The following is a 25,387-nucleotide window of genomic DNA, read 5'->3' on the forward strand; positions in this document are numbered from 1 at the left end:
GCTCGCGTCAGGCGTTCTTGGCGTCGCGCCAGCGCAGCCACGACCGGACCACGTCGTAATCCCAGTCGGGTCCGTGGAAGGCGAGCGTGAACAGGCGCACGCCGGCCGCGTACAGGTCGTCGGCGAAGTCCTCGCCACGTTGGTGGAGTTCGTTCGAGATGACGAGGTCCGACGTGTCGCGCCCCTCGCGGTCGGCCCACCGCTCGATCACGTCGAGCTTGTGCGCCAGCTCGTCGGGCCGCACGAAGCTGTGCCAGATGTCGGCGTGACGGGCGACCAGACGCAGCGTCTTCTGCTCGCCCTTGCCCCCGATCATGACCGGGATCTCGCGGGTGGGCGCCGGGTTGAGCTTCTGCCACCGCGTCTCGATGCGCTCCAGCCCGGCCGCGAGGTCGTCCAGGCGCGACCCGGCGGTGCCGAACTCGTAGCCGTACTCCTCGTAGTCGCGGGCGAACCAGCCCGCGCCGGTCGCGAAGATGAAGCGGCCCTGGCCGCCGTTCTTCGCCGAGATGTGGTCGACCGTGCGGGCCATGTCGGCCTGCAGATCCGGGTTGCGGTAGCTGTTGCAGTTGACCAGGGCGCCGAACTCGACCCGCTCGGTCTGCTCGGCCCACGCCGCGAGCATGGTCCAGGACTCGAAGTGGAGTCCGTCGGGATCGCCCGACAGCGGGAAGAAGTGGTCCCAGTTGAACAGGATGTCGACGCCCATGTCTTCGAGCCGGCGCACCGCGTCGCGGAAGGCCGGATACGGGGCGTGCTGGGGCTGCAGCTGCACGCCGAGGCGCACAGGAGTGTCGAGAAGCGGCATGCAGATCAGCCTAGAGGCGGCCGGAACGCCGGAGCCGCGGGAGGTCCGTCGATGACGTCCCTCCCGCGGCTCCGGGCGGTCAGCGCGTGCGGTAGGTCTTGACGAAGACGTCCGTGATGTCCCACACGGCGATCCCCGCGATGATGAACCCGAACACGACGCTCAGGATGCCTGCGAGATTCGGGTCGGACGCTGCCGCGCCCCCGGTGACGGCCGGGAAGAACTCCGGGTTGATCAGCATGCCCTGCGCCAGCAGCACCAGCGCGGGAATCGCGACGGCGAGCGCGATCACGGCGTTGACGATCGCGAGCGTCCAGGTCCAGCCGCGGAACAGATACACCACGACCGCGAGTGCGCCCTCGAGCGCCATCAGCACGAACAGGCCGCCGACCCACCAGGGCCACAGCGCGGGGTTCAGGAACGCCAGACCCGGTTCCGTGGGCACGAACCCGATGACCTGGTCCCAGATGAGGGCCCCGGCGGTGATCGCCAGGAACACCAGCGATGCGACCATGTCGCCGAACCCGACACCCTGCGGTCGCGGCTCGGGCAGCTGATCGACCGTCCACTCGGTGAACGGCCTGCGCGCGCCACGATCCCAGCCGCGCTCGACGACGACGAAGATGAGCGTCGTCCAGAACACGACGTGCAACGCCACGGTCATGAGCGTCACGACCGTGCCGCCGATGATCTCGCCGATGCCCGATCCGGTCAGCGTCCGGGCCAGCGCGACGCCGAGCCCAGCGGTGGGGATCACGATCCACAGCAGCAGCTTCAGCAGTCGCCACCACTCCAGGTAGTAGCGCGGGCCGATGAGGTAGAGCTGGCGGCCGGTGTATTCGGCCGCGAGCTTCTCGGGGTCGCCGAGATCGGTGAGCACCGCACGCTCGGCGACGTCACGGGGCTCGCCGCCGTCCACGCGGGCGTCGATCTGGTCGTCGATCGAAACGCGCAGTTCGTCGGCGAGGTCTCCGCGACCCGATTCGGGCACGGTGCGCATCGCGGCGTCGACGTAGCGGTCGGTGAGGGTCGTGGCGGAGGTGGAGGAGGTGGCGTGCATGTCAGTTCTCTTTCGGAAGGCCGTCGATCGCGGCGGCGATCGAGTGGAAATCGTCGGTGAGGGATGCCGCCAGGCGCGAGCCGGCGGCGCTGGTGCGATAGAACTTGCGGGGCCGGGCCTCGTCGGTGTTCCACTCGCTCGTGAGATGCCCCTGCTTCTCGAGCCGGCGCAGCAGCGGGTACAGCGTGTTCGCATCGGTGGGAAAGCCTCGCTTGCCCAGCTCTTCGAGCAGCCCGTACCCGTACCCCGGCTGTTCGAGGAGCCGCAGGCACGCCAGCACGATCGTGCCGCGCCGCAGCTCCTGCAGGTGCGTCTCGAGGATCTCGGATTCGCTCATGTCTCACACTGTACTGTGCGTCACACACTATCGTCAACCGCACATTGTCGTCCCGAGCTCCTTCCGTATCGGATCCCCCGCTTTCCTGCGGCTCATTCGTCACCTGTGCACGCCCGGCGCGCCGAATCGCGTACATAGGTGACGAACGAACGGGAGGGGGAAGGATGAGAGGGTGAGCAACGACGCCGGACTCCCCACCCTCGACGAGATCCTCGATACGGCGCGCGTCGTGGCGTTGCCGCTGGCGACGCGGTTCCGCGGCGTCGACGTGCGCGAAGCCGTCCTCTTCGAGGGGCCGCAGGGGTGGACCGAGTTCTCGCCGTTTGTCGAATACGACGACCCGGAGGCGGCGACGTGGCTCGCCGCGGCCATCGACTGGGGATGGATGCCGCAGCCCGAGGCCCGCCGGGACATCATCGGCGTGAACGCCACCGTGCCGGCGGTGGCCGCGGCATCCGTCCCCGCGGTGCTCGCGCGCTTCGGCGGCTGCCGCACCGCGAAGGTCAAGGTCGCCGAGCCCGGCCAGCGTCTGGCCGATGACGTCGAGCGCGTGCGCGCGGTGCGCGAGGCGATGGGCCCGGAGGGACGTATTCGCATCGACGCCAACGGCGCGTGGAACGTCGATGAGGCCGAGCACGCGATCCACGCCCTCGCCGAATTCGACCTCGAGTACGCCGAGCAGCCGTGCGCGAGCGTCGATGAGCTCGCCGAACTCCGCCGCCGCGTGAAGTACATGGGCATCCCGATCGCGGCGGACGAGAGCGTGCGCAAGGCCGCCGACCCGCTCGCCGTGGCGCGCGCCGGGGCGGCGGACCTGCTCGTCGTGAAGGTGCAGCCGCTCGGAGGCGTGCGGCGCGCGCTCGACATCGTCGCCGACGCGGGCCTGCCGGCGGTGGTCTCGAGTGCCCTCGACACGTCGGTCGGACTCGCGATGGGCGTCGCGCTGGCCGCCGCCCTGCCGAACCTCGACTACGACTGCGGGCTGGGGACGGCGTCGCTGTTCACCGCGGACATCGTCGACCCGCCGCTCACGCCCCGCGCCGGCGCACTGCCCGTCGGCAGGGTGGACCCGGACGCGGCGCTGCTCGACGCGAACGCGGCCGGCGGCGACCGTCGGACGTGGTGGCTCGAGCGCGTGGCCCGCTGCTACGAGGCGCTCAGCGCCCGGGAGTCTCGATGATCAGCTGCGCGACTCGCGCGAGCTCCTCATTGGTGCGGCGGCACATCTCCTCGTAGTCGAGGCCCGCCATCGCGGCCCGCACGGCCGATCCCTCCCACACGGTCAGCATCAGACGAGCGGCGTCGTACGCGGGCAGGCGGAACCGCAGCACGTTGGCGCGGCCGATGTCGTCGATGATCTGCGCCACGCTGCGGCGCATCTCTTCATCCTGCGCGAGATACGCCGCCGCCAGAGCCGGACTGCGCAGCGCGTGGATGCGGATCTCGCTCATGAGCAGCACGCCCAGCCGGTCGTCGGCCGAGAGGTCGAGCACCTGCCGGATCACCTGCAGCGCGTCGACATGTGCGACATCGAATGCACCGTCGCGTTCGAGCTGGCTGACACGCATGCGAACGCTCTCGACCCTCTCCCGCGCGACGGCGCCCGCGAGTTCGAGGAACAGCTCGTCCTTGCTCTCGAAGTTCGAATAGAAGGCTCCGCGCGTGAAACCGGCGCGCTCGCAGATCGCTTCGACGGATGCCGCGTCCAGGCCGACCTCCGCGAACACCTGCGCGGCGGCATCCAGCAGCCGTTGCCGGGTCGCCTCCCGGCGGCGGGAGGTGACAGCACTGGTGGGGACAGTGCTGGGGGCGCCTGCGCCGGCCACCGTCTGTGCATCGACCATCGACCGCACCTCCTCTCGCCCATCTTCACACGGACAACTCAGGTTCAAGCTCGTTGCGCGGCCTACGATACACTCATGTATCCGATACAGCGCTGTATCGACAGTTCTCGCTCTTCTCATCCGTGAACCCGGAGGCGCTGTGTCCACTCTCCTGTATGCCCTCGGACGCTGGTCCTACCGCCGCCCGTGGCGCGTGCTGATCGCCTGGGTGCTGCTGCTCGGCATCGCGGGCGGCGGTGCTGCGCTGTTCATGAAGGGCACCGACAATTCGTTCTCGATCCCCGGGACCGAGGCGCAGGAGGGCATCGAGCTGCTCGAGCGCAGCTTTCCGCAGGCGAGCGGCACGAGTGCGCAGCTCGTCGTGGTGGCCGCCGACGGCGATGCCGTCGACGTCGATCCGTACGCGTCGGGCATCGCCGACTCGATCGCCGAGTTCGAGGATCTCGACGGAGTGATCGCCGTGACCGATCCCTTCGACGAGATGGTGACCGGCCTCGTCTCGGACGACGAGTCGGCCGCGATCATCCGGCTGCAGTTCGACGGACAGGCCACGGACGTCACCGACGAGACGACGAGCGCTCTCGAGGAGGTCGCCGACGACTTGCGCGGCTCGCTGCCCGAGGGCTCTCAGGTCGCCCTCGGCGGTGACCTGTTCTCGACATCCGTCCCCGCGCTGTCGATCATCGAGGCGGTCGGCGTCCTCATCGCACTGTTCGTGCTGATCGTCACGTTCCGCTCCTTCGCGGTGGCGTGGTTCCCGCTCGCGTCGGCCCTGATTGGCGTCGGACTCGCGATCGCCCTCATCTACCTCTCGACCGCGTTCGCCTCCATCTCGTCGACGACCCCGATGCTCGCGGTGATGCTGGGACTCGCGGTCGGCATCGACTACGCCCTGTTCATCGTCGCGCGACATCAGGATCAGGTCCGCGCCGGCGTCGACCCCGAGGAATCCGCTGCCCGTGCGACCGGCACCGCCGGCTCCGCCGTGGTGTTCGCCGGTGTGACCGTGCTCATCGCCCTCATCGGCCTCGGATTCGCCGGCATCCCGTTCCTGACCACGATGGGCATCGCCGCCGCGGTGGCTGTCGCGATCGCCGTGGTCGTCGCCATCACGCTGACCCCCGCCTTCCTCGGCTTCTCGAAGGGCCGAGTGGTCGGCTGGGGCCACAAGCTGGCAAGTGCCGGGATGCCGCTGCCACGGCGATCTCGCAAGATCCAGCGCGTTTCGTCTCGCTCGTCCCTCGCTCTCTCAACGACCGGCTCCCCCACAGCCACCGACCCCGATGAGCCTCGAAGCGCGGACGACGCGGGCACCGCTTCCGCCTGGGCACATGCCGGTCTCGAGCACACCTCAGGGCACGCGGGAGCGCCCACTCTGGCCGCCGACACGCGCGAACAGAATCCCGACGAAGCCCGGCAACCAACGCACGCCGCTCATCAGAAGACCAACAAGTGGGTCACCCTCGTAACACGACACCCCCTCCTCACCACCGTCGCCGTCGTCCTCACCCTCGGCGTCATGGCGATTCCGGCGGCGAGCCTCGCTCTTGCGCTGCCGAACGCGGGTGTGCAGCCGGAGTCGAGCCAGGCGCGGCAGGCGTACGACCTCACGGCCGAGCATTTCGGTCCGGGTGCCAACGGTCCGCTCATCATGACGGGGACGATCGTCACCTCCACCGACCCTCTCGGCCTGATGGCGGACCTGGCCGACGAGATCGAGCAGGTTCCCGGCGTCAAGGAGATCGCCCTGGCGACACCCAACGAGACCGCCGATACGGGTCTGATCCAGATCGTGCCTGAGACGGCACCCGACGACCCGGCCACCGCGGAACTCGTGCGAGCGCTGCGCGACCTCGCCCCGGAACTCCAGGACGAGTACGGCGTGGACCTGAAGGTGACGGGGTTCACGGCCGTCGGCATCGACATCTCCGACCGCCTCGGCGCCGCCCTGCTGCCGTTCGGGATCTTCGTGGTCGGGCTGTCGCTGATCCTGCTCATGATCGTGTTCCGCTCGATCTGGGTGCCGGTCACGGCCGCGCTCGGCTATCTGCTGTCGGTCGCCGCCTCGTTCGGCGTCGTGGCCGCGGTGTTCGAGTGGGGCTGGTTCGCCGACCTGCTGCACGTGACGCGCACCGGCCCGGTCATCAGCTTCATGCCGATCATCCTCATGGGCGTGCTGTTCGGGCTCGCGATGGACTACCAGGTGTTCCTGGTCAGCCGGATGCGGGAGGACTACGTGCACGCCCGGCGCGCCGCCGCGGGCCACCCCACCCGCAGCGCTCGCGACATCGCGCTCGGCGCGGTGCGGTCGGGCTTCACGGCTTCCGCTCGCGTCGTCACCGCAGCAGCGGTCATCATGTTCGCGGTGTTCGCGGCGTTCGTGCCGGAGGGTGACTCCTCGATCAAGCCGATCGCCCTCGGACTCGCGGTGGGCATCGCCGTCGACGCCTTTCTGGTGCGCATGACCCTCGTCCCGGCCGTCATGGCCCTCCTCGGGGCGAAGGCATGGTGGATGCCCCGCTGGCTGGAGCGCGTCCTCCCGCACTTCGACATCGAGGGCGAGGCCGTGGAGCGCGAGCTCTCGCTCGCTGACTGGCCCGAGCCGCATTCCACGGCGGCGCTCGTCGGCGACGGCGTTGCCGTGCGTGCCGACGGCGGGCGCGAGCTCGGCGAGGTGGTGCTCTTCGAGGACGCCGCTTTCCGCGTCGAACCGGGCGGCACGCTCATCGCCATCGGCGACCCGCGGTCGGCCCGCGCCTTCGCGCTGACCATCGCCGGTCGCCTCACACCCAGCGAGGGCCGCCTGCGCGTCGGCGGACACCTGCTGCCCGAACGGGCCGCGTGGGTGCGTGCGCATGTCGGAGTCGCGTTGCTGGCCGACGCCGAGGACCGTGTGCAGGCGCTGCGTCGCGCACTCGGCAGCCGTGCACGGCTCGTCGTGATCGACGGCGCGGACGTGCTCGACGCCGCCGAGCGCGATCAGGCTGCCGCGCTCCTGCACGACAGCGCCGAGGCCCTGCGCACCGGGTCCGACGCGGGTGCGCGGCTCACGCTCGTCGTGACCACCCGCAGCGAGAGTGCCGTCCTGGCGCTTCTCGCAGACGCGCACCGCGCGGACGTGAGCTCGCTCGCGCTGCGCGCCGGAACGACTCAGACCACCACCACCGCAGAGATGACCGCATGACTCCGAACGCCCTGACCCTGCCCATCGAGCGCTCGCGCTCGCGCCGGCCCATCACGTGGATCACGATCGTCGGCGTGCTGCTGCTCCCCGTCGTCATCGGCGGCATCCTCGTCGCGGCGCTCTACAACCCCGTCGAGCGACTCGACAGCCTCACCGCGGCGATCGTGAACGACGACGAACCGGTCACGATCGACGGGCAGACGGTGCCTCTCGGTCGCCAGCTGACGGCGGGCCTCGTCGAAGGCTCGGACGAGCTCGACAGCAATCTCACCTGGACCATCTCGAACGCCGACGACGCGGCGTCGGGTCTGGCCGACGGCACATACGCGGCGGTCATCACGATCCCCGAGAACTTCTCGGCCGCCGCGACCTCGACCCGACCCGGCGAGGTTCCGGAACAGGCGACCATCGAGGTGCAGACGCCGCCCGACAGCCTCATCGTCGACGACGCCATCACCGCGCAGGTCGCGAACGCCGCCGCGTCCACCATGGGCAGCGAGCTTTCCAGCGTGTACCTCGAGAACGTGCTCCTCGGGTTCACGACGCTCGGAGACGAGCTCGGCACCGCGGCCGACGGTGCGACCCAGCTCGCCGACGGCGCGCAGCAGGCCGCCGACGGCGCGGCCGAGCTGCCGGGCGGCATCGCTCAGCTCGGCGACGGGGCGTCGCAGCTGTCCAGCGGTGCGGGTCAGCTCGCCGACGGTGCGGGTCAGCTCGCCGGCGGCGCGACGTCGCTGCAGTCCGGGCTCGCGACGATCGCCGGCAAGACCCGCGAGGCGGCCGGAGGCGCGCAGCAGCTCGCCGACGGCGTGAACGGCGGGGCCGCGCAGCTCGAACAGACCGGCGTCGTGGACGACAGACTGTACGCCGCTGCCGACGGTTCGGCGGCTCTTTCGACCGGCGTCTCTGACAGCCTCGACCAGCTGGTCGCCAACTGTGCGGCCGCGGCGACACCGGATTTCTGCGCGCAGCTGACCGAGGCCGCAGCGGTCGCGACGAGGGCAGAAGCCGCGGCAACCGGCACCTCAGCCGGCCTCAGGGAGTTCGATGCCGGCGCGACTGCAACGTTCGCCGCCCAGTTCCGCACGATCGGCGGCAACGTCGCGGCTCTCGGCGGCGGACTGACGCAGCTCGCCGGCGGCATCGACCAGTCGGCGGCCGGCGCAGGCCAGCTCGCCACCGGCGCGTCGGGCATCCGTGACGGTGCCGACGGTCTCGCCGACGGCGCCTCGCAGCTGGCAACGGGCGCCGGGCAGGCCGCCGACGGCGCCACGAGCCTCGCCGACGGCGTCGCACAACTCGCCTCCGGCACCGGAGAGCTCGCGAGCGGCCTGGCGACGGCATCCGGTTCCATTCCCTCGTACACCGACGACGAAGCAACCGACCTCGCCGGCGTCGTGGCCGACCCGGTCGCGGCCGAGGGCATCGGAACGTCGCTGTTCGGCGCATCGGCGGTGCCCCTGCTGGCGATGCTCGCGCTGTGGTTCGGGGGTCTCGGGACCTTCATCGCGCTGCAGGCGGTGTCGCGCAGGGCTCTCACCTCGCGCGCTCCCTCGGCCGTGCTGGCGCTGCGCTCGTTGCTGCCCGCAGCCGGGCTGGGTGTCGCGCAGGGTCTGCTCGTGGCCGGAGTCGTGCAGCTGGCCGCGTCGTATTCGTGGGCGGAATGGTCCGTGTTCGCCGCGGTCTGCGTCGTGGCGGGCGTCGCGTTCGCGGCCGTCAATCAGGCGCTGGTGGCGGTCTTCGGTGGCGCGGGGCGCTGGATCGCCGCGCTGGTGGGCGTGCTCGGCGTCGCGACCGGCGTCGTCTCGACGGCGCCTGGTGTGCTGAGCGATATCGCCGGCCTGATGCCGACCACCCCCGCCTACCAGGGCATGCTGGCGGCGCTGACCTCGGCATCCGGGCTCGGCGCCGCGTTCGCGGGACTGATCATCTGGTCGCTCGGCGCCCTGGTGGTCACGATCATCGCGGTCGCCCGGCGTCGCACGATCACGGCACGCGCCCTGCTGCAGGCGGGGCCGGCCACGGCCTGAGTCCGCCGAACCGCATGCGGCTGGGGAAGCAGCTCCCCGGGCGGCCGCGGTGCGGTCGCGGGTCCGTCACTCCAGTCCGGAGTAGGCGTGGAGGCCCTTGAAGAACATGTTCACGATGGTGAAGTTGAAGATCACCGCGGTGAACCCGATGATCGACAGCCACGCCGAACGCGCACCGCGCCAGCCGCGCGTGGCGCGTGCGTGGATGTAGCCGGCGTAGAGCACCCAGATGACGAAGGTCCAGACTTCCTTCGTGTCGAAGCCCCAGTAGCGACCCCACGCGTCGTTCGCCCAGATCGAGCCCGCGATCAGCGTGAAGGTCCAGAAGATGAAGCCGAGGATGGCGAACCGGTAGGCGAGCGCCTCGAGTGCGTCGGCGCCCGGCAGCGTGCGCAGGAAGCCGGGACCGCTCTTCACCGTCGGTCCGTCGGCGTCGGGCGCGGCCGCGAGGACGCGCTCGCGCCTGGCTTGCATCAGCTGCAGCACCGACAGGCCGAACGCCAGTGCGAACAGGGCTGTCGAGAGGGATGCCACGAAGACGTGGATGACCAGCCACACCGACTTGAGCGGGTCCATGAGGGGCGTGATCTCGACGTAGAAGCTCAGCGCCGACGCACCGAGGAGCACCACCGTGAGACCCGTGATGAACGAGCCGAGGAACCGCAGGTCGTACCGGAAGAGCACCCCGAGGTACACCGCGACGACGAGCAGCGTGCCCGTCAGGGCGAACTCGTACATGTTCGACCACGGCACGCGTCCCGCGGCGATGCCGCGCGTGACATCGCCGCCGAGATGGAACAGGAAGGCGAGCACCGTCAGTGACGTGCCGATCCGCGCCCACACCAGGCGCTCCCGGCGCCCGATGGGGGCGTTGAGGGCTGCCTCGGAGGCCTCCTCCTGTGCACGCATCGCGGCGATCACTCCGGCTCGCGATCCGGTGGAGCCGGCGTATCCGCTCCCGGCCGCGACGAGCTCGCGGGCGTCTTCGGTCTTCGCGGCGCCCTTGGCATCCACGGCCACGGCGCCACGGCGGGCGAGGTCGACCGCGTACGCGACGAACGCGAGCGCGTAGATGGCGATGGCCGTCCACACCAGGAGCACCGATACCGATTCGAGCGTCAGGGCAGAGGACTCGGGCATGGCTCTCAGTCTACGTCGGGGGCGTCATCGGCGTTTCGAGTCGCGCACTTGGCAACCCGGAACCCCGAAATCGTGCAAAGTGCGCGATTCGAAACAGGGTGGGGATGCCGTCAGCCGTCGGGCAGCGAGGCGAGGTGCCGTTGCACGAACTGCTCCACCGCGGCATCCAGTGTCGGGTCCTCGCCGCGCGCGAGACCCGCGTACTCGAGCTGCACCGTGTGGCCTTGCGGGGTCGCCTTGACCCACATGCGGCGGCGCGGGACGAACAGCGCCGCGAGCAGGCCCGCCGTGGCGAGCACCGCGAAGACCAGCACCCACGTGGCCGCGGCATCCCGGTGCACCGACAGCGACACATAGCGCTTGACCGACTCGTCGTAGCCGCTCGCGCCGTCGGGCGCCTCGTTCTCGAACGTGATCGAGCCGAGTCCGCCGGGCAGTTCGGCGGTCTCGCCCGGCGCGATCTCGATCGACTCGACGTCGGTGCCCCGGCCGGTGAGCTTGTCCATCTCGCCGGTGTCGAGCGTGTACACCGAGCGGGGCACGCCGCCGTCGATGCCGAGGTCCCCGGTGTAGACGTCCAGCGTCACGACAGGATTCGTCAGAGCGGGGTACGCCGAAGTGAACGCCCCGTCCTGGCGCTGGACCTGCGTCGGGTAGAAGAATCCGACGAGGCCCATCTGCTCGTCGAGGCCGTCGGGCACCTTCACGACGCCGAGGGAGGTCATGTTGGTGTCCTGCGGCAGGAACGGGACGGACTCCGAGAACACGACCTCGCCGGCCGCGTCGCGGATCGTGAGCGTGGGGGCGTAGCCGTTGCCCATGAGGTAGATGCGGTCGCCCGCCATCTCGAGCGGGTGGTTGACGCGCACCTCGCCGGAGCCGGGGGCGCCGCCGGCGCGCTGGGTCGTGAGGTTCGCGACGAAGTCCCCCGCCTGCCCCTCGCCCTGCGTGCCGCGCGGCTGGTAGGTCACGTCGAAGCGGTCCAGCGTCAGCGCGTACGGGGTGAGCGAGTTCTCGTCGACGAAACGCCCCGGATTGAACGACGTGTAGTCGAGCATCGTGTTGACCCACGTGCGGCCCTCGATGATCACGGTCTGGCCGGTGTAGGTGAAGCCGCCGCCGATGCCGACCGCGAGCAGCACGCCGACGAGCGACGCGTGGAACACGAGGTTGCCGGTCTCGCGCATGTAGCCGCGCTCGGCCGAGACCGAGAGCACGCCGCGGGAGTCGTCGCGCGCGACCCGGTAGCCGGCCTTCTTGAGCTGCTGCTGCGCGGCCTCGATCGACGCGGATGCCGCAGCCGCGGCCGCTTGATCGTCGGTGTACTCGAGGGTCTCGGTGCGGTGCACGTCCAGGCGCGACAGGCGTGCGGGAGTGCGCGGCGGTGTCGCCCGCAGCGCCTTCCAGTGGTGCTTGGTGCGCGGGATGACGCAACCCACGAGCGAGACGAACAGCAGGATGTAGATCGCCGAGAACCAGGGCGACGTGTACACGTCGAACATGCTCAGGTTGTCGAGGACCGGGGCGAGCTCGGGATTGTCGGTGAAGTACTGGGTGACGCCGTTGGGATCGGCGCTGCGCTGCGGCACGAGCGAGCCGGGCACCGCGGCGATCGCGAGCAGCAGCAGAAGCACGAGCGCCGTGCGCATCGAGGTGAGCTGACGCCATCCCCACCGCAGCCAACCGACGAAGCCGAGAGCGGGCTGGTTGACGTCGCCCGACGGCTCGGCGGCGTCGGCATGGTCCGCCGGACGCATCGGGTCGCCGGCGCTCGACACGTCAGAGCGGGGCCGGGACACTCGCGAACACCCCCTGCAGCTGAGCCATGATCGCCGTCCAGACGCCGGTCACCATGAGCAGGCCGACGAGGATGAGCAGGGCGCCCCCGACGAGATTCACGACGCGGATGTGGCGGCGGACGAACGAGACCGAACGCGTAGCCCACCCGAAGCCGAGGGTGAGGAGAAGGAACGGGATGCCGAGCCCCAGCGAATACGCGACGCCCAGGAGGGCGGCGCGCCCGGCGGAGCCGGAGTCGAACGCCATCGACAGGATCACCGCGAGAGTCGGGCCGATGCACGGTGCCCACCCGATGCCGAGCGCGATGCCCAGCAGCGGGGCGCCGACCAGGCCCAGGTTCGAGCGCACCTGCGGGCGGGCGATCTGCTGCATCCAGCCGAACGCGCCGACGAAGACGAGCCCCATCGCGATGACCACGACCCCGAGGATGCGGGTGATGAGGTCCTGGTACTCGAACAGGAAGCGGCCGATGGTTCCGCCGAGCACGGCGATGCTCACGAACACGACGGTGAACCCCGCGATGAACAGGAGCACGCCCAGCACGAGCCGGCCGCGGGCGGGCGCCCCGGCTGCGAGATCCGTCGTCGTCACCGCGCGATGCGTCTCGTCGCTGCGCTCCTCGCTCACGGACCGAGACCCACCGGTGGTCGAGCGAGCTAAGCGAGCTGAGACGCCCCGGGCGCGCACCAGCGTCTGGCGCGGCGCGACCGCGCCGCCGATGAAGCCGAGGTACCCCGGCACGAGAGGAAGGACGCACGGCGACAGGAACGAGACCAGCCCCGCGAGCACCGCGATCGGGATCGCGACCAGGAGCGACCCGTCGGCGACGAGCGCCCCCAGGTTCACGCCTCCTCCAGCGCGTCGCGCACGAGCGCCTCGAGGATCGACGCGTCGTCGAGCTGCCCGATGATGCGTGCCGCGACGCGGCCCTCGGAGTCGAGCACGAGCGTGACCGGCACCGCGTTGAGCGGGGTCTGCCCGGCGAACGCGAGCTTGATCGAGCCGTCCTCGGTCGCCAGGGCGCTCGGATAGGTGACGCCGTACTTGTCGGCGAACGCGCGCGACGCCTCCGCCCCGTCGTACAGGTTGACTCCGAGGAACGACACGTCCTGACCCTCGAACGTCTCGTGCGCGTCCTCGAGCTGCTCCGCCTCCACGCGGCACGGGGCGCACGCGGCGTACCAGAAGTTCACGACGAGCACGTCGCCGGCGTAGTCGGCGCTGGTGGCGGTGCCTCCGATGTCGAGAACGCCCTCGAACTCGATCGGCTCGGTGCGCTCGTTCGCGGGGATCTCCTCCACCTCGAACCCGCTGGCCGCGATGAAGCCCTTGTTGTCGCCCTCGCGGTACTGGTCGGCGAGGGGGTCGTTCGTGCACGCGGCGAGCCCCGCGATGAGGCCGACGGCCAGCAGAGCAGTCCCCGCGCCCCGCAGCCTGCGCCCGGTCCTGGTCATACCGCCCCCACGTCCACTGCTCCCGCCGTGGACGCCGGCTCGGCGTAGGCGGTCTCGGTCCACTTGCCCTGCACCATCTCGAAGCTCGTGACGCTCGACAGCGCGCACCGGCGGTCGCGCGGGTCGTGGCGGAGCGCCAGTCCGGCGACCGCGAGGTGGGTCACCCAGATCGGCAGCTGATGCGAGACGATGACGACATCGCCCGAGTCCACGGCATCCCACGCCTGCGTCATCGCCGCATTCATGCGACCCACGACGTCCGCATACGGCTCCCCCCAGCTCGGCAGCGCCGGCTTGCGCAGGTGGCGCCAGTTCCAGGGATTGACCAGGGCGCGCATCATGCGCTTGCCCTCGAAGACGTTGGTCGGCTCGATCACGCGTTCGTCGATGACGGGCTCGATGCCGAACAGCGCCGTGAACGGCTCGGACGATTCGCGCGTGCGCTGCAGCGGCGAGCAGATGAGCGTCGCGACCGGTCGCTGCATCGCGTGCACGAACTCGGCCGCCTGCCGGGCCATGTTCCGCCCGTCCGCGCTGAGCCCGTAACCGGGGAGTCGCCCGTAGAGCACGCGGCGAGGATTGTGGACCTCCCCATGGCGCACGAGATGGAGGCGATCGGCGGGCACCGCCCCAGTCTACGGCGGCTGGTTCTGTGGGGCGGCTGAGCGTCAGTCCGCCTCGGGCTGCGGCCCGGTGTCGCGGTCGTTCAGCAGGCTCCGGATGCGCACGAACAGGAACCAGGCGACGGCGAGCGCGGCGACCCCGATCACGACGTACTGAAGGATGTCGGCGTAGCGCTCGACGATGTGCCACGCCTCCCCCAGGAAGAACCCCGACAGTACGAAGATCGAGTTCCAGATGAGGCTTCCCGTCGCGGTGAGCAGCACGAACCGCCACAGGGGCATCCGCGTGATCCCCGCCGGGATCGAGATCAGACTCCGGAAGATCGGGATCATCCTCCCGAAGAAGACGGCCTTTCCCCCGTGCCGACCGAACCACGCGACGGTGCGGTCGATGTCTGCCGGCCGCAGCAGCGGCACCTTGGCCGCGATCGTCCGCAGGCGTGCCACGCCGAGCCACGCCCCGAGGCCGTAGAGCAGCAGCGCACCGACCACCGAGCCGGCTGTCGTCCACAGCAGCGCCTCGACCAGCGTGAACGAGCCGCGACTGGAGGCCAGGCCCGCCATCGGCAGGATCACCTCGCTCGGCAGCGGCGGGAAGAGGTTCTCCATCGCGATGGCGATACCGGCGCCTGCGGGGCCGATCACATCCATCAGCGAGACCGCCCAGTCCGCCAGAGCGCTGAGCCAGGAGCCGTCAGAGGTGGCAGTCGTGCCGATCGGGGTCGCGAGGATCTCTGTCACGTCCTCGACGCTAGGCGAGCGACGTGAACCGTTCCTGGGTGCCAGCCCCCGAATCGAGCGGGGGGATGCCGTCAACGTACACTTGACCCTCGTGACTGAACGCGCTCTGATTGGCCAGCTCAAGGGTCTCGCCGACGGCCCCGTCTCGGTGTCGGGATGGGTCGAGACCGTCCGAGACCAGAAGAAGGTGCAGTTCGTCATCCTTCGCGATGAGACCGGCGCCGTGCAGCTGGTCAATCCGGCGACGCGGCCCGCCGAGGACGGCACCGAACAGGATGCCGCAGCCCTCGCCCTCACCGACCTCATCTCGAACCTCGCCACCGGGACCTTCCTGACCGTGCGAGGCGAACTCAAGCACGACGAGCGGGTCAAGCTCGGCGGCGTCGAGATCAAGATCGGATCGCTCGACATCGCCGCCGCGGCGCTGCCCGAGACGCCGATCGCCGCGGACTCCGGCATGGACAAGCGCATGGACTGGCGCTTCCTCGACCTGCGCCAGCGTCGCAACAACCTCATCTTCCGTGTGCAGACCACGCTCGAGCACGCGATGCGCTCGTACTGGATCGAGCGGGACTACATCGAGGTGCACTCGCCGAAGCTCATGGCCTCGGCATCCGAATCCAATGCCGAGCTCTTCTCGCTCGAGTACTTCGGCGACCAGACCGCCTACCTGGCGCAGTCACCGCAGTTCTTCAAGCAGATGGCGCAGGTCGCCGGCTTCGGCAAGATCTTCGAGATCGCCCCGGCCTTCCGCGCCGACCCCTCGTTCACGTCGCGCCACGCGACCGAGTTCACGTCGATCGACGCCGAGATCAGCTGGATCGACTCGCACGAAGACGTGGCCAAGATGCAGGAAGAGCTGCTGGCGACCGCGTTCCAGGCGGTGAAGGACAAGCACGGCGCCGAGATCGAGGAGCTGTTCGGCCTCGAGGTGCAGGTTCCGGCGATCCCGTTCCCGCGCATCCCGCTCGCCGAGGCGCTCGAGATCGTCAAGAGCCGCGGCTACGAGGTGCCCCGCACCGACGGCGACCTTGACCCCGAAGGCGAGCGTCAGATCTCGGCCTACGTCGAGGAGACCTACGGACACCAGTTCGTCTTCATCACCGACTACCACCCCGAGATCCGCGCGTTCTACCACATGCGTGACGAGGAGACCGGGCTCACCAAGAGCTACGACCTGCTCTTCAAGGGTGTCGAGATCACGACCGGCGCGCAGCGCGAGCACCGCGTCGACGTGCTGATCGAGCAGGCGAAGGAGAAGGGCCTCGAGCCCGAGCACCTCGACTTCTATCTCGACTTCTTCCGCTACGGCGCCCCGCCGCACGGCGGCTTCGGCATGGGCCTCGCGCGCGTGATGATGCTGCTGCTCGGGCAGGACTCGATCCGCGAGGTCACCTACCTGTTCCGCGGTCCGACGCGCCTGGCCCCGTAGTTTCCGCCGGCGTCGGTCGACGTCATCCGGTTCCCTCGTGCGAAAACACCAGTCCGTCGCGCGACACGCCGGGCTGAGGCGTGCGTCACCGGCGTGTCGCCGTCACCGACTGGTGTTTTCGCAACCCGGCACGCGCCTGGCCTGGCCCCGGAGCGTCGGGGGTCAGCCGGTGAGTGCGGAGCGCAGGCGGTCGGGCGACACGCGCCAGTGGCCGTGCAACTCGCCGTCGATGAGCACGACCGGGATCTTCTCCCACCACATGGCATAGAGCGCGGGGTCATCCGCGATCGACAGCTCTTCGACGTCGACGGCATCCTCGGGCAGCTCGGCGACGACGGTCTCGACGACCTCGCGCGCGACATCGCACAGATGGCAGTCGGGCTTGCCGATGAGGGTGAGCGTCGTCACCGCTTCAGTTTAGGAGCGCCGACGGATGCTGCGGCTCAGCGCTCGACCGGAAAGCCCGCGGCGATCCACTCGTTGGTGCCGCCGTCGACGTTCGTGGCGTCGTAGCCGCGCGCCTCGAGCGCCTCGACCACCCGGCCCGAGCGACCACCGATCGCACAGATGACGTCGAACGCGCCCTCTGGCAATTCGTCGAGCCGGCCGCCGATGGCCGACATCGGGATGTTGACGGCGCCCGGCACGTGCCCGGCGGCGAACTCGTCGACTTCGCGCACGTCGATGAGCGGCACGTCGACGCGATCGCGAAGCTGCTGGACGGTGATGGACTTCATCGGTTCCTCCCGCGGCAGAACACGAAGCGCCCGTCCATGGACAGGCGCTTGGTGTGGTGGCCGCTTACTTCTTGTTGCGGCGCTGGTGGCGAGTCTTGCGAAGCAGCTTGCGGTGCTTCTTCTTCGCCATGCGCTTGCGGCGCTTCTTGATGACAGAACCCACGGAAAACCTCACTATGTCGGGGTCTGGGCGCAACATGTGCGCGCCCGGGATCGGGGCAGATGCGAAAAATGCCTCGGGACAGTCTAGCCGACGTCGGCGATCGGCCGTTGCAGGGCCTCGGTGACCGCGGACTCGGGGACGCGGTAGCTGCGCCCGAACCGCACCGCCGGGAGCTCGCCCGAGTGGACGAGCCGGTACACCGTCATCTTCGAGACGCGCATCAGCTCTGCGACCTCGGCGACGGTGAGGAAGCGCACGTCGGGCAGCTCCGCCATTTGTGTCATTCCTTCCCCAGAAGTGTTGACGACACTCTAGATCCCGCGCGGTGTGCGTGTAAACACGGGGCGCATGTAAACCGGTGTGACCTGTGAGAAAGCGGGGCCGCTGGTTCAGGCATCGCCACGCTGCCGCGCGCGGTGCTCGTGTGCGATCCGGGCGGCCTGGCGCTCCAGCTTGCGGGCGTCGCGCAGCGTCTTCTCGGCCGCGCGCACGGCCTTCTGCGCCTCGCGGAACTTCTTGTCGTCCATGATCTCGGAGTCGTCCAGCCGCGCCCACGGCGACCGCGGTCCGCGCCCTTCGGACGTCACGCGGTCGATGTAGGCGGCGACCCCGTCGAGACTCCGCTCCAGGTTGAACAGGAACGGGTCCGATTCGTCGAGGAAGACGCCGGCCTCGATGGCCGCGCGCAGCTCCGGGTAGCCGTCGGCGCTGATCAGGGCGCGGAAGAGCGCGTCCTCCTGGACGGTGATGTCGTGCCCGCGGATCCCACGCTCACGCTCCGTGCGGGCGTATCCGGCCAGCACCGTCCCGGTCCAGCGTGACGTGCCGGTGACCATGAGCACGACGGCGAGGCGCTCCTCGTAGGTGAGCTCGGTCTCGGCGAGCGCCCGCAGGCCGGCGTCCATCCACGCGGCGCTGTTCGGGGTCACCGGGGATCCGCTGATCGGGATGTCGAGGACCCACGGGTGGCGCAGGTACATCTGCACCTGCTCGTTGTAGAGCGCCGTGAGCTGCTCCCGCCAACCGCCGGCGCTCGTGGCCTCCTCGCTCGGCAGCCCGGTGGCCTCCTCCTGCATCAGCAGCACGAGGTCGTCCTTCGCCGTGACGTATCGATAGAGCGACATCGGCGTGAAGCCCAGGCGTGCGGCCACGGCTGCCATCGACACGGCACCCAGGCCGTCGGCATCCGCGATCTCGACCGCCGCCTCGACGATGCGCTCGACGCTCATCTCGCGCTTGGGGCCGCGCTGCGGATTCGCCGCCACGCCCCACGCGAGAGCGATGCCGCGGGGAAGCTCAGGCTCTGGCACGTCGGTCATGCGGCCAAGTCTAGGTCTGTATATCTCGTAAACAGTGTGTTACCGTCATAAACAGTTACTGCGCTAAACAGTTTCTCACGTACACACCACTCGAAGGGATGCCTCGATGAACGACCCGACCATCGCGCCGCCGGCCATCGCCGTGCGGGGCCTGCGCAAGAAGTTCGGTCGCCAGACCGTGCTCGACGGCCTCGACCTCACGGTCCGGAGGGGCGAGGTGTTCGCGCTCCTCGGCCCGAACGGCGCCGGCAAGACCACCACCATCAACGTGCTCACCACCCTCACGCGCCCGGATGCCGGAACCGCCGAGATCTCGGGCATCGATGTCGTGCGCGACCCGCAGGCCATCAAACAGCGCATCAGCCTGACGGGTCAGGCCGCCGCCGTCGACGACGTCCTGACCGGCACCGAGAACCTCGTCATGCTGGCGCGCCTGTCGGGTCTGTCGATCCGTGCGGCGCGCAAGAAGGCGGCCGAGCTGCTGGCACGTTTCGATCTGACGGATGCCGCGGCCAAGCGCGTCGGCACCTACTCGGGCGGCATGCGCCGCCGGCTCGACCTCGCCCTGAGCTTCGTCGTGACCCCCGAGGTGCTGTTCCTGGACGAGCCCACGACCGGGCTCGACACGCGCAGCCGCCGCGAGCTGTGGGATGTCATCCGCTCGCTCGCCGAAGCGGGCACCACGGTGTTCCTCACCACGCAGTACCTCGAGGAGGCCGACCAGCTCGCAGACCGCATCGCGGTGCTCGACGGTGGCCGCATCGTCGCGACCGGAACCGCCGCGCAGCTGAAGAGCCGCATCGGCGGCGACACCGTCGAGCTGCACGACGCCCACGGCGACCTGCTGCGCGAGGTGCCCACCGACGGCACCGTGTCGGGGCTGCGTCGAGCCCTCGACGTGCTCGACGAGTCCGGCGCCGAGGGCACCGTCACCCTGCGTCGCCCGAGCCTCGACGACGTGTTCCTCGCCCTCACCGGCGGCAGCGCCGCCACTCAGCCCCAGCCCACCGCCGCCGATTCCGTGAAGGAGCTCGCATGACCACCATCGCCCCGCCGGCACGGCCGGCCCCGCCGGCACCGCCGGCCCTGCGCCCGCGCGTCTCGGGCCTCACCGCTGAGAGCGTCTTCGTCGGACGCAGCATGCTGCACTCGCTCCGGGACGGCGAATCGCTCCTCATGGCGATCATGCTGCCGATCATGCTCATGCTCATGTTCACGTGGGTCTTCGGCGGCGCCATCGACCCCACCGGCGACTACGTCCAGTACGTGGTGCCGGGCGTGATCCTGACGTGCGCCGGGTTCGGCGCGTCGGCGACCGCGGTCTACGTCGCCGGCGACATGAAGGCCGGCATCATTGACCGGTTCCGCACGATGCCGCTGCGCGCGAGCGCCGTCCTCACCGGGCACGTCGTCGCCAGCCTGCTGCGCAACCTGATCGCGACCGGCATCGTGATCGGCGTCGCGCTCCTGGTCGGATTCCGGCCCACCGCCGACGTGTGGGGATGGATCGGCGCGGTCGCGGTGATCGCACTGTGGATCCTCGCGATCACCTACCTGTTCGCCGCCATCGGACTCGCCTCCGGCAGCCCCGAGGGAGCCAACGGCTACGGCTTCATAATCCTGTTCCTGCCGTACCTCTCGAGCGCATACGTCCCCGTGGCGACCATGCCCGAGTGGCTGCAGGGCGTCGCCCAGTACCAGCCGGTGACGCCGATCATCGAGACCATCCGCGGCCTGCTCATGGGCACACCGGTCGACGACTACGTCGGCTGGGCCGTGGCCTGGTGCCTCGCGATCCTCGTCGGCGCCTTCATCTGGGGCGCGTGGCTGTTCCGCCGCAAGGCCGGTCGCCGCTGACTCCGGCGCGATGACTCCCGCTCGTTTAGCGAGCGAAGCGAGACGAAACGCACTGCACAGCCGTCGAACGGTGGCTCGAGGCGTTTCGTCTCGCTCGCTGGCGCTCGCTCGCTCAACGACCGGAGCACGGCAGAGGTATGTCGGGCCGGCACCCGCGCAACCCGACGACGGTCAGCGGCCGGGGAGCTTGCGGAGGGCGTTCTCGAGGGCGTGCTTGGCGGATGCTGCGGCACGGCCGACCACTTCGGCCGCGTGCGCTGCAGGCTCGGGGAGGGAGGACGGCACCGCCGGCACCTCAGCCGCTTCGTCCAGGAACGGGACCAGCCAGTCGTCCACCTCGTCCAGCGGCGCCGCCGAGAGGCTGTAGTAGCGATGCTGGCCCTCCTCGCGCACCGAGACGAGGTGCGCGTCGCGCAGCACCTTCAGGTGCTTCGAGACTGTGGGCTGGCTCGCGCCGAGCTCGTGCACGATGTGCGACACGCTGGTGCCCTGCTCTCCGGCGGATGAGCGATCGAGCAGAAGTCGCAGGATGTCGCGACGCGTGCCGTCCGCGATCACGTCGAAGATGTCCGCCATGTGCTCAGATTAGTCGGGAGCCCATCGGAGTACCATGACACGGGTCTCAGAGCGAAAGGGGCACGCATGGCGACGGACCCGGCTGGGTCGCTCATGCGGCGTATCCCCACGACGCTCCGCGGCTGGTGGGACGGTCTGCGCAACCTCACGACATCTTCGCCTGCCCGTTTCGCGGTCCTCGTCTTCGTCTCGCTCATCCTCGTCTTCACCGCGCTGCTGTCGCTGCCGGCCTCCGCGGCAGACGGCAGGCGCGTTCCGCTGGCCGACGCGGTCTTCACCGCGGTGTCCACCATCTGCGTCACGGGCCTGACGACCGTCGACATCGCGACGACGTTCTCCGCATTCGGCAAGGTCGTGATCTTCGTCGGCGTGAACATCGGCGGTATGGGTGTGCTGACGCTCGCGTCGATCCTGGGCCTCGTGATCTCGAAGCGGCTCGGCTTGCGCGCCAAGCTCATCGCCGCCAGCGACTCCAATCCGCTCCGCACGCACGGCGGCCCCGTCAACGAGGGTCAGACGGTGCGTCTGGGCGAGGTGGGCCAGCTGCTGCGGACGGTGGCCCTCTCGACGCTCCTCATCGAAGCCCTCGTCGCGATCGCCCTCTACCCTGCACTGGTCATGGCAGGCATCGGGGCCCTCGAGGCGCTGTGGGAGGCGCCCTTCTACGCCGCGATGGCGTTCACCAACACCGGCTTCACCCCCAACCCTGGCGGCCTCGAGCCGTTCGCCGACGACTACTTCCTGCTCACGACCCTGATGGTCGGCGTGTTCCTCGGCAGCATCGGCTTCCCCGTCATCTACGCCCTGTTCAAGCACTACTGGCACGTGCGCCGGTGGCCGCTGCACACCAAGCTCACGATCATCACGACGGTGCTGCTGTTCATCGCCGGGGCCGCGGCGTTCCTCGCCCTGGAGTACAACAACCCCAAGACCTTCGGCTCGATGGACGCGTGGGACACCACGTTCCAGGCGTTCTTCCTGTCAGCGATGACCCGTTCCGGCGGCTTCGCCGTCGTCGACATCGGCGAGCTGTACGGATCGTCGCTCATCGTCGGAAGCATGCTGATGTTCGTCGGCGGCGGATCGGCGTCGACGGCCGGCGGCATCAAGGTGACGACGCTCGCGGTGCTGGCCCTCGCGGTCTGGTCCGAGGCGAAGGGCCGCCAGTCGGTCGAGGTGTTCGGCCGCCGGATCCCCAGCGACGTCCAGCGCGTGGCACTGTCGGTCGTCGCGTGGGGTGCCACGATCGTCGCGCTCTCGACGATCGTCATCGCCCAGATCAGCCAGGAGCCGATCGCCGACGTGCTCTTCGATGTCATCTCGGCGTTCGGGACCGTCGGCCTGTCGACCGGCCTCACGGCAGAGCTGTCGGACCCCGCCGTCTACGTGATGGCCGTGACGATCTTCATGGGCCGCATTGGTACAGTGACTCTCGCCGCGGCCGTGGCCGCGACATCCCGTTCGCAGCTCTACTCGCTGCCCGTGGAAAGGCCCATCGTTGGTTGAGCGGATCAGAAGCGACGCCCCCGTCCTCGTGATCGGTCTGGGACGCTTCGGCGCGGCCTGTGCCGGCGAGCTCGACCGGCTGAACCGCGAGGTGCTCGCGATCGACGACAACCTCGAATTGGTGCAGAAGTGGTCCGAGCGCGTGACGCACACGGTGCAGGGGGACGCCCGCAACATCGACGCCCTCAAGCAGATCGGCGCGCAGGACTTCCAGGTCGCCGTGGTCGCCGTGGGTTCGTCGATCGAGGCATCCGTGCTCATCACCGCCAACCTCGTCGACTTGAAGGTCCCGCAGATCTGGGCGAAGGCGGTGTCGCAGTCGCACGGCAAGATCCTCGCCCGCGTCGGCGCGAACCACGTCATCTACCCTGAGCGCGAGGCCGGCGAGCGCGTGGCGCACCTCGTGAGCGGGCGGATGCTGGACTTCATCCGCTTCGACGACGACTTCGTGCTGGCCAAGATGTATCCGCCGAAGTTCGTCCGCGGCATCGGCCTGAACGAGTCGGGCGTGCGCACCAAGTACAACGTCACCGTGGTCGGGGTGAAGAGCCCCGGCAAGCCCTTCCGCTACGCCGAGGCCAACACCGTGGTGACCAACCACGACCTCATCATCGTGTCGGGCACGAACGTCGACATCGAGAGGTTCGCGGCGCTCGACCGTTGACGTCTCGTCTCGTCGCTTCGCTCCCGCTCAACGACCGAGGTCGGCCAGCTCCTTCGCGCGGGCCAGCGCGGCGTCTGTCGCCCGGGCGAACACGTCGTCCAGTCGCGCGTCGTGCAGGACCTCGACGGCCCGCTCGGTGGTGCCCTTCGGGCTCGTGACGCGCCGTCGGAGCTCGGCCGGGTCGTCACCGGATGCCTCGAGCAGCGCCGCTGCGCCGATGAAGGTCTGCTCGGCCATGAGACGTGCCTCCGCGTCGGAGAAGCCCTTGCCGATCGCGGCCTTGGTGAATTCCTCCACGAGCAGGAAGAAGTAGGCGGGACCCGAGCCGGAGATCGTCGACAGGGCGTCGATCCGGCCCTCGGGCACGTCGACGACCGTGCCGACGGTCTCGAACAGGCGATGTGCGAGGGCGACCGCATCCGGTCCCGCCGTGGTGCCCGAGGCGAGTCCCGTCACTCCCCGGCCGACGAGCGCCGGAGTGTTCGGCATCGACCGGAGCACCGGGATACTCGGTCCCAGGATGCTCTCGAATGTCGCGATGGTGACGCCGGCCGCGAGGCTGATCACGATCGTGCCCGGTCGCAGCACCGGAGCGATCTCGCGCAGGAGGTCGGGCACCATCGCCGGCTTGACGCCCACCAGCACGATCTCGGCGGCGGCTGCGGCCTCCGCGTTCGCCGCCGGCTCCCGCTCGAGGGCGACGCTCGTGACGCGGTCCAGGCCCGCGAGCTCCTCGGCCTTCGCCACGGTGCGGTTGGTCGCGGTCACCCGCGTCGCGAGGCCTGAGCGCACGACCCCCTGGACGATGGCGCCGCCCATCGAGCCGGCGCCGAGGAAGGCCAGGGGCGGGAGGGCTGTGTCGTCGGTCATGCCGCCCATCGTACGATCTCTGTTTATTGAGTCTTGACTTATATAAGTAGCGGTGCAAATATAAATGCCATGCACGCGCTCGACGTCCTCGGCGACCCGGTGCGCCGCCGCATCCTCGAACTCCTCGCGGAGGGCGAGCACAGCGCCGGCGACATCGGCGAGGTCGTGCAGCGTGAGTTCGGCATCTCGCAGCCCGCCGTGTCGCAGCACCTGCGCGTCCTGCGCGACTCGGGATTCGCGAGCGTTCGCCCCGAGGGCACGCGCCGGTTGTACGCACTCGACCCCGAGCCGCTCGAGACCGCCGCGGCGTGGTTCGACCCCTTCCGCCGGTTCTGGCAGCCGCACCTGGATGCGCTGGGCACCGAGCTCGCGCGCGGCCGACGGCAGCGGCGCCTCGCCGCAGAGCGCGACTCGCCGGAGCCGGCGAAGGCCGACGAGAAGCCGGAGGCCACGGCATCCGACTCCCCCGCCACCGATCCTGACGACCCCGACCCCCACACGACAGAGGAGAACTGAGATGGTCGATGTCAACGCACAGATCGACGCCGTGACGCGCGGCGTCCGCACCGTCGACGTGGACGGCGAGCCGTCGCACGTGCAGACGCTGACGCAGGAGTACCCCAGCCCGATCGACGACGTCTGGGATGCCGTCACCGACGGCGAGCGCATCCCCCGCTGGTTCCTGCCGGTCTCGGGTGAGCTTCAGCTCGGCGGGCGCTACCAGCTCGAGGGCAACGCCGGCGGCCAGGTGCTGCAGTGCGACCCGCCGAAGGACGGAGCCGCCGGCTACCGCATCACGTGGGAGTACGGCGGCGGGGTGAGCTGGGTGGCGGTGCGCCTCGTCTCCACCGGCGACGACACGACGCGCCTCGAGCTGGAGCACACCGCGCACGCCGCGGACGTGCCCCCCGGGTTCTGGGAGCAGTTCGGCCCGGGCGCGACCGGGGTCGGCTGGGACGGCGGGCTCCTCGGACTCGCGCTGCACCTGAGCGGCAGCGGCGAGCTCCCGCCGGGCGCCGCCGAGGAGTGGGCGTCCACCGACGAGGGGAAGGCCTTCTACCGCGCGGCCGCGACCGCATGGGGTGTCGCCCACGCCGCCGGCGGGGCAGACCCCGAGGACGCCGCCCGTGCGGCCGACAACACGTTCGGCTTCTACACGGGTCAGCTTCCGGTCGAGATGCCGGAGTCCTGAACCTCGACGCCGTTCGCCGACGGGACACGTCGCCTCGGGCTCGAGCCCGG

The 25,387-nt window shown here is 69.8% G+C and carries 27 protein-coding genes; 10 read left to right on the top strand and 17 right to left on the bottom strand.

Translation table 11 applies throughout. The features are described 5' to 3' along the window. Nucleotides 1-7: 7 nt before the first annotated feature. From HF576_RS04265 to HF576_RS04275, 3 genes are all read right to left on the bottom strand, one after another. A complete protein-coding gene (locus tag HF576_RS04265) occupies nt 8-808 on the bottom strand; it encodes an LLM class F420-dependent oxidoreductase (protein ID WP_168911502.1) in 801 nt (266 codons plus the stop codon). A 79-nt stretch (nt 809-887) separates the two neighbouring features. Then, the gene (locus HF576_RS04270) at nt 888-1,868 is read right to left on the bottom strand and encodes a permease prefix domain 1-containing protein (protein WP_168911503.1); all 981 of its coding nucleotides are present in this window, start codon (nt 1,866-1,868) and stop codon (nt 888-890) included. 1 nt (nt 1,869) lies between these two features. After that, a complete protein-coding gene (locus HF576_RS04275; protein WP_168911504.1) occupies nt 1,870-2,205 on the bottom strand; it encodes a PadR family transcriptional regulator in 336 nt (111 codons plus the stop codon). 172 nt (nt 2,206-2,377) lie between these two features. Between HF576_RS04275 and HF576_RS04280 the strand changes: the two genes are divergently transcribed. Then, nucleotides 2,378-3,385 carry an o-succinylbenzoate synthase gene (locus tag HF576_RS04280; RefSeq protein ID WP_168911505.1) on the top strand — a complete coding sequence of 336 codons (1,008 nt, stop codon included), beginning with the start codon at nt 2,378-2,380 and terminating at the stop codon, nt 3,383-3,385. Here HF576_RS04280 and HF576_RS04285 read toward each other — a convergent pair. Then, entirely contained in the window at nt 3,363-4,049 is a 687-nt protein-coding gene (locus tag HF576_RS04285; protein WP_168911506.1) for a TetR/AcrR family transcriptional regulator, read from the bottom strand. The two genes, HF576_RS04280 and HF576_RS04285, sit on opposite strands and share 23 nt — an antisense overlap. A gap of 139 nt (nt 4,050-4,188) precedes the next feature. Here HF576_RS04285 and HF576_RS04290 point away from each other — a divergent pair, with 139 nt between their 5' ends. Both HF576_RS04290 and HF576_RS04295 read left to right on the top strand, forming a co-directional pair. Beyond that, nucleotides 4,189-7,233, top strand: coding sequence for an MMPL family transporter (locus HF576_RS04290; RefSeq protein ID WP_168911507.1), 3,045 nt, complete (start codon nt 4,189-4,191; stop codon nt 7,231-7,233). Next, the gene (locus HF576_RS04295) at nt 7,230-9,263 is read left to right on the top strand and encodes a YhgE/Pip family protein (protein WP_205834694.1); all 2,034 of its coding nucleotides are present in this window, start codon (nt 7,230-7,232) and stop codon (nt 9,261-9,263) included. The genes HF576_RS04290 and HF576_RS04295 overlap by 4 nt, the downstream gene beginning before the upstream one ends. Before the next feature lie 66 nt (nt 9,264-9,329). Here the strand turns inward: HF576_RS04295 and ccsB are convergent, their stop codons facing one another. The 6 genes from ccsB to HF576_RS04325 form a co-directional block, all read right to left on the bottom strand. Beyond that, nucleotides 9,330-10,403, bottom strand: coding sequence for a c-type cytochrome biogenesis protein CcsB (gene ccsB, locus HF576_RS04300; RefSeq protein WP_168911508.1), 1,074 nt, complete (start codon nt 10,401-10,403; stop codon nt 9,330-9,332). Nucleotides 10,404-10,513: 110 nt separating this feature from the next. After that, on the bottom strand, nt 10,514-12,160 hold the full coding sequence (gene resB, locus HF576_RS04305; protein WP_168912068.1) for a cytochrome c biogenesis protein ResB: 1,647 nt from the start codon (nt 12,158-12,160) through the stop codon (nt 10,514-10,516). A gap of 22 nt (nt 12,161-12,182) precedes the next feature. Continuing rightward, nucleotides 12,183-13,049, bottom strand: coding sequence for a cytochrome c biogenesis protein CcdA (locus tag HF576_RS04310; protein ID WP_168911509.1), 867 nt, complete (start codon nt 13,047-13,049; stop codon nt 12,183-12,185). Continuing rightward, complete coding sequence (locus tag HF576_RS04315; RefSeq protein ID WP_168911510.1) at nt 13,046-13,657, bottom strand: TlpA family protein disulfide reductase; 612 nt, start codon at nt 13,655-13,657, stop codon at nt 13,046-13,048. Before HF576_RS04315 ends, HF576_RS04310 begins: the two co-directional genes overlap by 4 nt. Next, nucleotides 13,654-14,283 carry a histidine phosphatase family protein gene (locus HF576_RS04320; RefSeq protein ID WP_168911511.1) on the bottom strand — a complete coding sequence of 210 codons (630 nt, stop codon included), beginning with the start codon at nt 14,281-14,283 and terminating at the stop codon, nt 13,654-13,656. The genes HF576_RS04315 and HF576_RS04320 overlap by 4 nt, the downstream gene beginning before the upstream one ends. A 42-nt stretch (nt 14,284-14,325) precedes the next feature. Then, nucleotides 14,326-14,931, bottom strand: a complete 606-nt coding sequence (locus HF576_RS04325) for a DedA family protein (RefSeq protein WP_168912069.1) — start codon at nt 14,929-14,931, stop codon at nt 14,326-14,328. A 181-nt stretch (nt 14,932-15,112) separates the two neighbouring features. Here HF576_RS04325 and aspS point away from each other — a divergent pair, with 181 nt between their 5' ends. Continuing rightward, nucleotides 15,113-16,453 carry an aspartate--tRNA(Asn) ligase gene (aspS, locus tag HF576_RS04330; RefSeq protein WP_168911512.1) on the top strand — a complete coding sequence of 447 codons (1,341 nt, stop codon included), beginning with the start codon at nt 15,113-15,115 and terminating at the stop codon, nt 16,451-16,453. 162 nt (nt 16,454-16,615) lie between these two features. Here the strand turns inward: aspS and HF576_RS04335 are convergent, their stop codons facing one another. The 5 genes from HF576_RS04335 to HF576_RS04355 all read right to left on the bottom strand — a co-directional run bounded on the left by HF576_RS04335 (nt 16,616) and on the right by HF576_RS04355 (nt 18,672). Then, nucleotides 16,616-16,861 carry a glutaredoxin family protein gene (locus tag HF576_RS04335; protein ID WP_168911513.1) on the bottom strand — a complete coding sequence of 82 codons (246 nt, stop codon included), beginning with the start codon at nt 16,859-16,861 and terminating at the stop codon, nt 16,616-16,618. A 35-nt stretch (nt 16,862-16,896) separates the two neighbouring features. Continuing rightward, nucleotides 16,897-17,190: a rhodanese-like domain-containing protein gene (locus tag HF576_RS04340; RefSeq protein WP_168911514.1), complete on the bottom strand. Its 294-nt coding sequence runs from the start codon at nt 17,188-17,190 to the stop codon at nt 16,897-16,899. 64 nt (nt 17,191-17,254) lie between these two features. Next, the gene (locus HF576_RS04345; protein WP_003792170.1) at nt 17,255-17,353 is read right to left on the bottom strand and encodes a 30S ribosomal protein bS22; all 99 of its coding nucleotides are present in this window, start codon (nt 17,351-17,353) and stop codon (nt 17,255-17,257) included. Nucleotides 17,354-17,436: 83 nt separating this feature from the next. Continuing rightward, the gene (locus tag HF576_RS04350; RefSeq protein ID WP_019182077.1) at nt 17,437-17,628 is read right to left on the bottom strand and encodes a helix-turn-helix domain-containing protein; all 192 of its coding nucleotides are present in this window, start codon (nt 17,626-17,628) and stop codon (nt 17,437-17,439) included. Nucleotides 17,629-17,742: 114 nt separating this feature from the next. After that, nucleotides 17,743-18,672: a TetR/AcrR family transcriptional regulator gene (locus HF576_RS04355; protein ID WP_168911515.1), complete on the bottom strand. Its 930-nt coding sequence runs from the start codon at nt 18,670-18,672 to the stop codon at nt 17,743-17,745. A 106-nt stretch (nt 18,673-18,778) separates the two neighbouring features. Here HF576_RS04355 and HF576_RS04360 point away from each other — a divergent pair, with 106 nt between their 5' ends. Continuing rightward, nucleotides 18,779-19,711, top strand: a complete 933-nt coding sequence (locus HF576_RS04360) for an ATP-binding cassette domain-containing protein (protein WP_205834710.1) — start codon at nt 18,779-18,781, stop codon at nt 19,709-19,711. Continuing rightward, entirely contained in the window at nt 19,708-20,529 is an 822-nt protein-coding gene (locus HF576_RS04365) for an ABC transporter permease (protein WP_168911516.1), read from the top strand. The genes HF576_RS04360 and HF576_RS04365 overlap by 4 nt, the downstream gene beginning before the upstream one ends. 171 nt (nt 20,530-20,700) lie before the next feature. Here the strand turns inward: HF576_RS04365 and HF576_RS04370 are convergent, their stop codons facing one another. Further along, nucleotides 20,701-21,105 carry an ArsR/SmtB family transcription factor gene (locus HF576_RS04370; protein ID WP_168911517.1) on the bottom strand — a complete coding sequence of 135 codons (405 nt, stop codon included), beginning with the start codon at nt 21,103-21,105 and terminating at the stop codon, nt 20,701-20,703. Between the two features lie 93 nt (nt 21,106-21,198). On the opposite strand from HF576_RS04370, the gene HF576_RS04375 reads away from it, so the two are divergent. Further along, nucleotides 21,199-22,611 (top strand): TrkH family potassium uptake protein, encoded by a 1,413-nt coding sequence (locus tag HF576_RS04375; protein WP_425522981.1) that lies wholly within the window; start codon nt 21,199-21,201, stop codon nt 22,609-22,611. After that, complete coding sequence (locus HF576_RS04380) at nt 22,604-23,275, top strand: potassium channel family protein (RefSeq protein ID WP_168911519.1); 672 nt, start codon at nt 22,604-22,606, stop codon at nt 23,273-23,275. The genes HF576_RS04375 and HF576_RS04380 overlap by 8 nt, the downstream gene beginning before the upstream one ends. Nucleotides 23,276-23,302: 27 nt before the next feature. Here HF576_RS04380 and proC read toward each other — a convergent pair whose 3' ends face one another. Then, a complete protein-coding gene (proC, locus tag HF576_RS04385; RefSeq protein ID WP_168911520.1) occupies nt 23,303-24,145 on the bottom strand; it encodes a pyrroline-5-carboxylate reductase in 843 nt (280 codons plus the stop codon). 69 nt (nt 24,146-24,214) lie between these two features. Here proC and HF576_RS04390 point away from each other — a divergent pair, with 69 nt between their 5' ends. Both HF576_RS04390 and HF576_RS04395 read left to right on the top strand, forming a co-directional pair. Next, nucleotides 24,215-24,661: an ArsR/SmtB family transcription factor gene (locus HF576_RS04390; protein WP_168911521.1), complete on the top strand. Its 447-nt coding sequence runs from the start codon at nt 24,215-24,217 to the stop codon at nt 24,659-24,661. Nucleotide 24,662: 1 nt separating this feature from the next. Next, complete coding sequence (locus HF576_RS04395; RefSeq protein WP_168911522.1) at nt 24,663-25,337, top strand: SRPBCC domain-containing protein; 675 nt, start codon at nt 24,663-24,665, stop codon at nt 25,335-25,337. Nucleotides 25,338-25,387: the final 50 nt, after the last annotated feature.

This window comes from Microbacterium salsuginis (assembly GCF_012524205.1).
In the GTDB taxonomy this organism is placed as follows: domain Bacteria; phylum Actinomycetota; class Actinomycetes; order Actinomycetales; family Microbacteriaceae; genus Microbacterium; species Microbacterium salsuginis.

Excerpts from the sequence above, each read along its gene's own strand:
- HF576_RS04265 (WP_168911502.1), bottom strand. The coding sequence starts at position 808 with ATGCCGCTTCTCGACACTCCTGTGCGCCTCGGCGTGCAGCTGCAGCCC.
- HF576_RS04270 (WP_168911503.1), bottom strand. The coding sequence starts at position 1,868 with ATGCACGCCACCTCCTCCACCTCCGCCACGACCCTCACCGACCGCTAC.
- HF576_RS04275 (WP_168911504.1), bottom strand. The coding sequence starts at position 2,205 with ATGAGCGAATCCGAGATCCTCGAGACGCACCTGCAGGAGCTGCGGCGC.
- HF576_RS04285 (WP_168911506.1), bottom strand. The coding sequence starts at position 4,049 with ATGGTCGATGCACAGACGGTGGCCGGCGCAGGCGCCCCCAGCACTGTC.
- HF576_RS04295 (WP_205834694.1), top strand. The coding sequence starts at position 7,230 with ATGACTCCGAACGCCCTGACCCTGCCCATCGAGCGCTCGCGCTCGCGC.
- ccsB (WP_168911508.1), bottom strand. The coding sequence starts at position 10,403 with ATGCCCGAGTCCTCTGCCCTGACGCTCGAATCGGTATCGGTGCTCCTG.
- resB (WP_168912068.1), bottom strand. The coding sequence starts at position 12,160 with ATGCGTCCGGCGGACCATGCCGACGCCGCCGAGCCGTCGGGCGACGTC.
- HF576_RS04315 (WP_168911510.1), bottom strand. The coding sequence starts at position 13,657 with ATGACCAGGACCGGGCGCAGGCTGCGGGGCGCGGGGACTGCTCTGCTG.
- HF576_RS04325 (WP_168912069.1), bottom strand. The coding sequence starts at position 14,931 with ATGGATGTGATCGGCCCCGCAGGCGCCGGTATCGCCATCGCGATGGAG.
- HF576_RS04340 (WP_168911514.1), bottom strand. The coding sequence starts at position 17,190 with ATGAAGTCCATCACCGTCCAGCAGCTTCGCGATCGCGTCGACGTGCCG.
- HF576_RS04350 (WP_019182077.1), bottom strand. The coding sequence starts at position 17,628 with ATGGCGGAGCTGCCCGACGTGCGCTTCCTCACCGTCGCCGAGGTCGCA.
- HF576_RS04355 (WP_168911515.1), bottom strand. The coding sequence starts at position 18,672 with ATGACCGACGTGCCAGAGCCTGAGCTTCCCCGCGGCATCGCTCTCGCG.
- HF576_RS04360 (WP_205834710.1), top strand. The coding sequence starts at position 18,779 with ATGAACGACCCGACCATCGCGCCGCCGGCCATCGCCGTGCGGGGCCTG.
- HF576_RS04365 (WP_168911516.1), top strand. The coding sequence starts at position 19,708 with ATGACCACCATCGCCCCGCCGGCACGGCCGGCCCCGCCGGCACCGCCG.
- HF576_RS04370 (WP_168911517.1), bottom strand. The coding sequence starts at position 21,105 with ATGGCGGACATCTTCGACGTGATCGCGGACGGCACGCGTCGCGACATC.
- HF576_RS04375 (WP_425522981.1), top strand. The coding sequence starts at position 21,199 with ATGCGGCGTATCCCCACGACGCTCCGCGGCTGGTGGGACGGTCTGCGC.
- proC (WP_168911520.1), bottom strand. The coding sequence starts at position 24,145 with ATGACCGACGACACAGCCCTCCCGCCCCTGGCCTTCCTCGGCGCCGGC.
- HF576_RS04390 (WP_168911521.1), top strand. The coding sequence starts at position 24,215 with ATGCACGCGCTCGACGTCCTCGGCGACCCGGTGCGCCGCCGCATCCTC.
- HF576_RS04395 (WP_168911522.1), top strand. The coding sequence starts at position 24,663 with ATGGTCGATGTCAACGCACAGATCGACGCCGTGACGCGCGGCGTCCGC.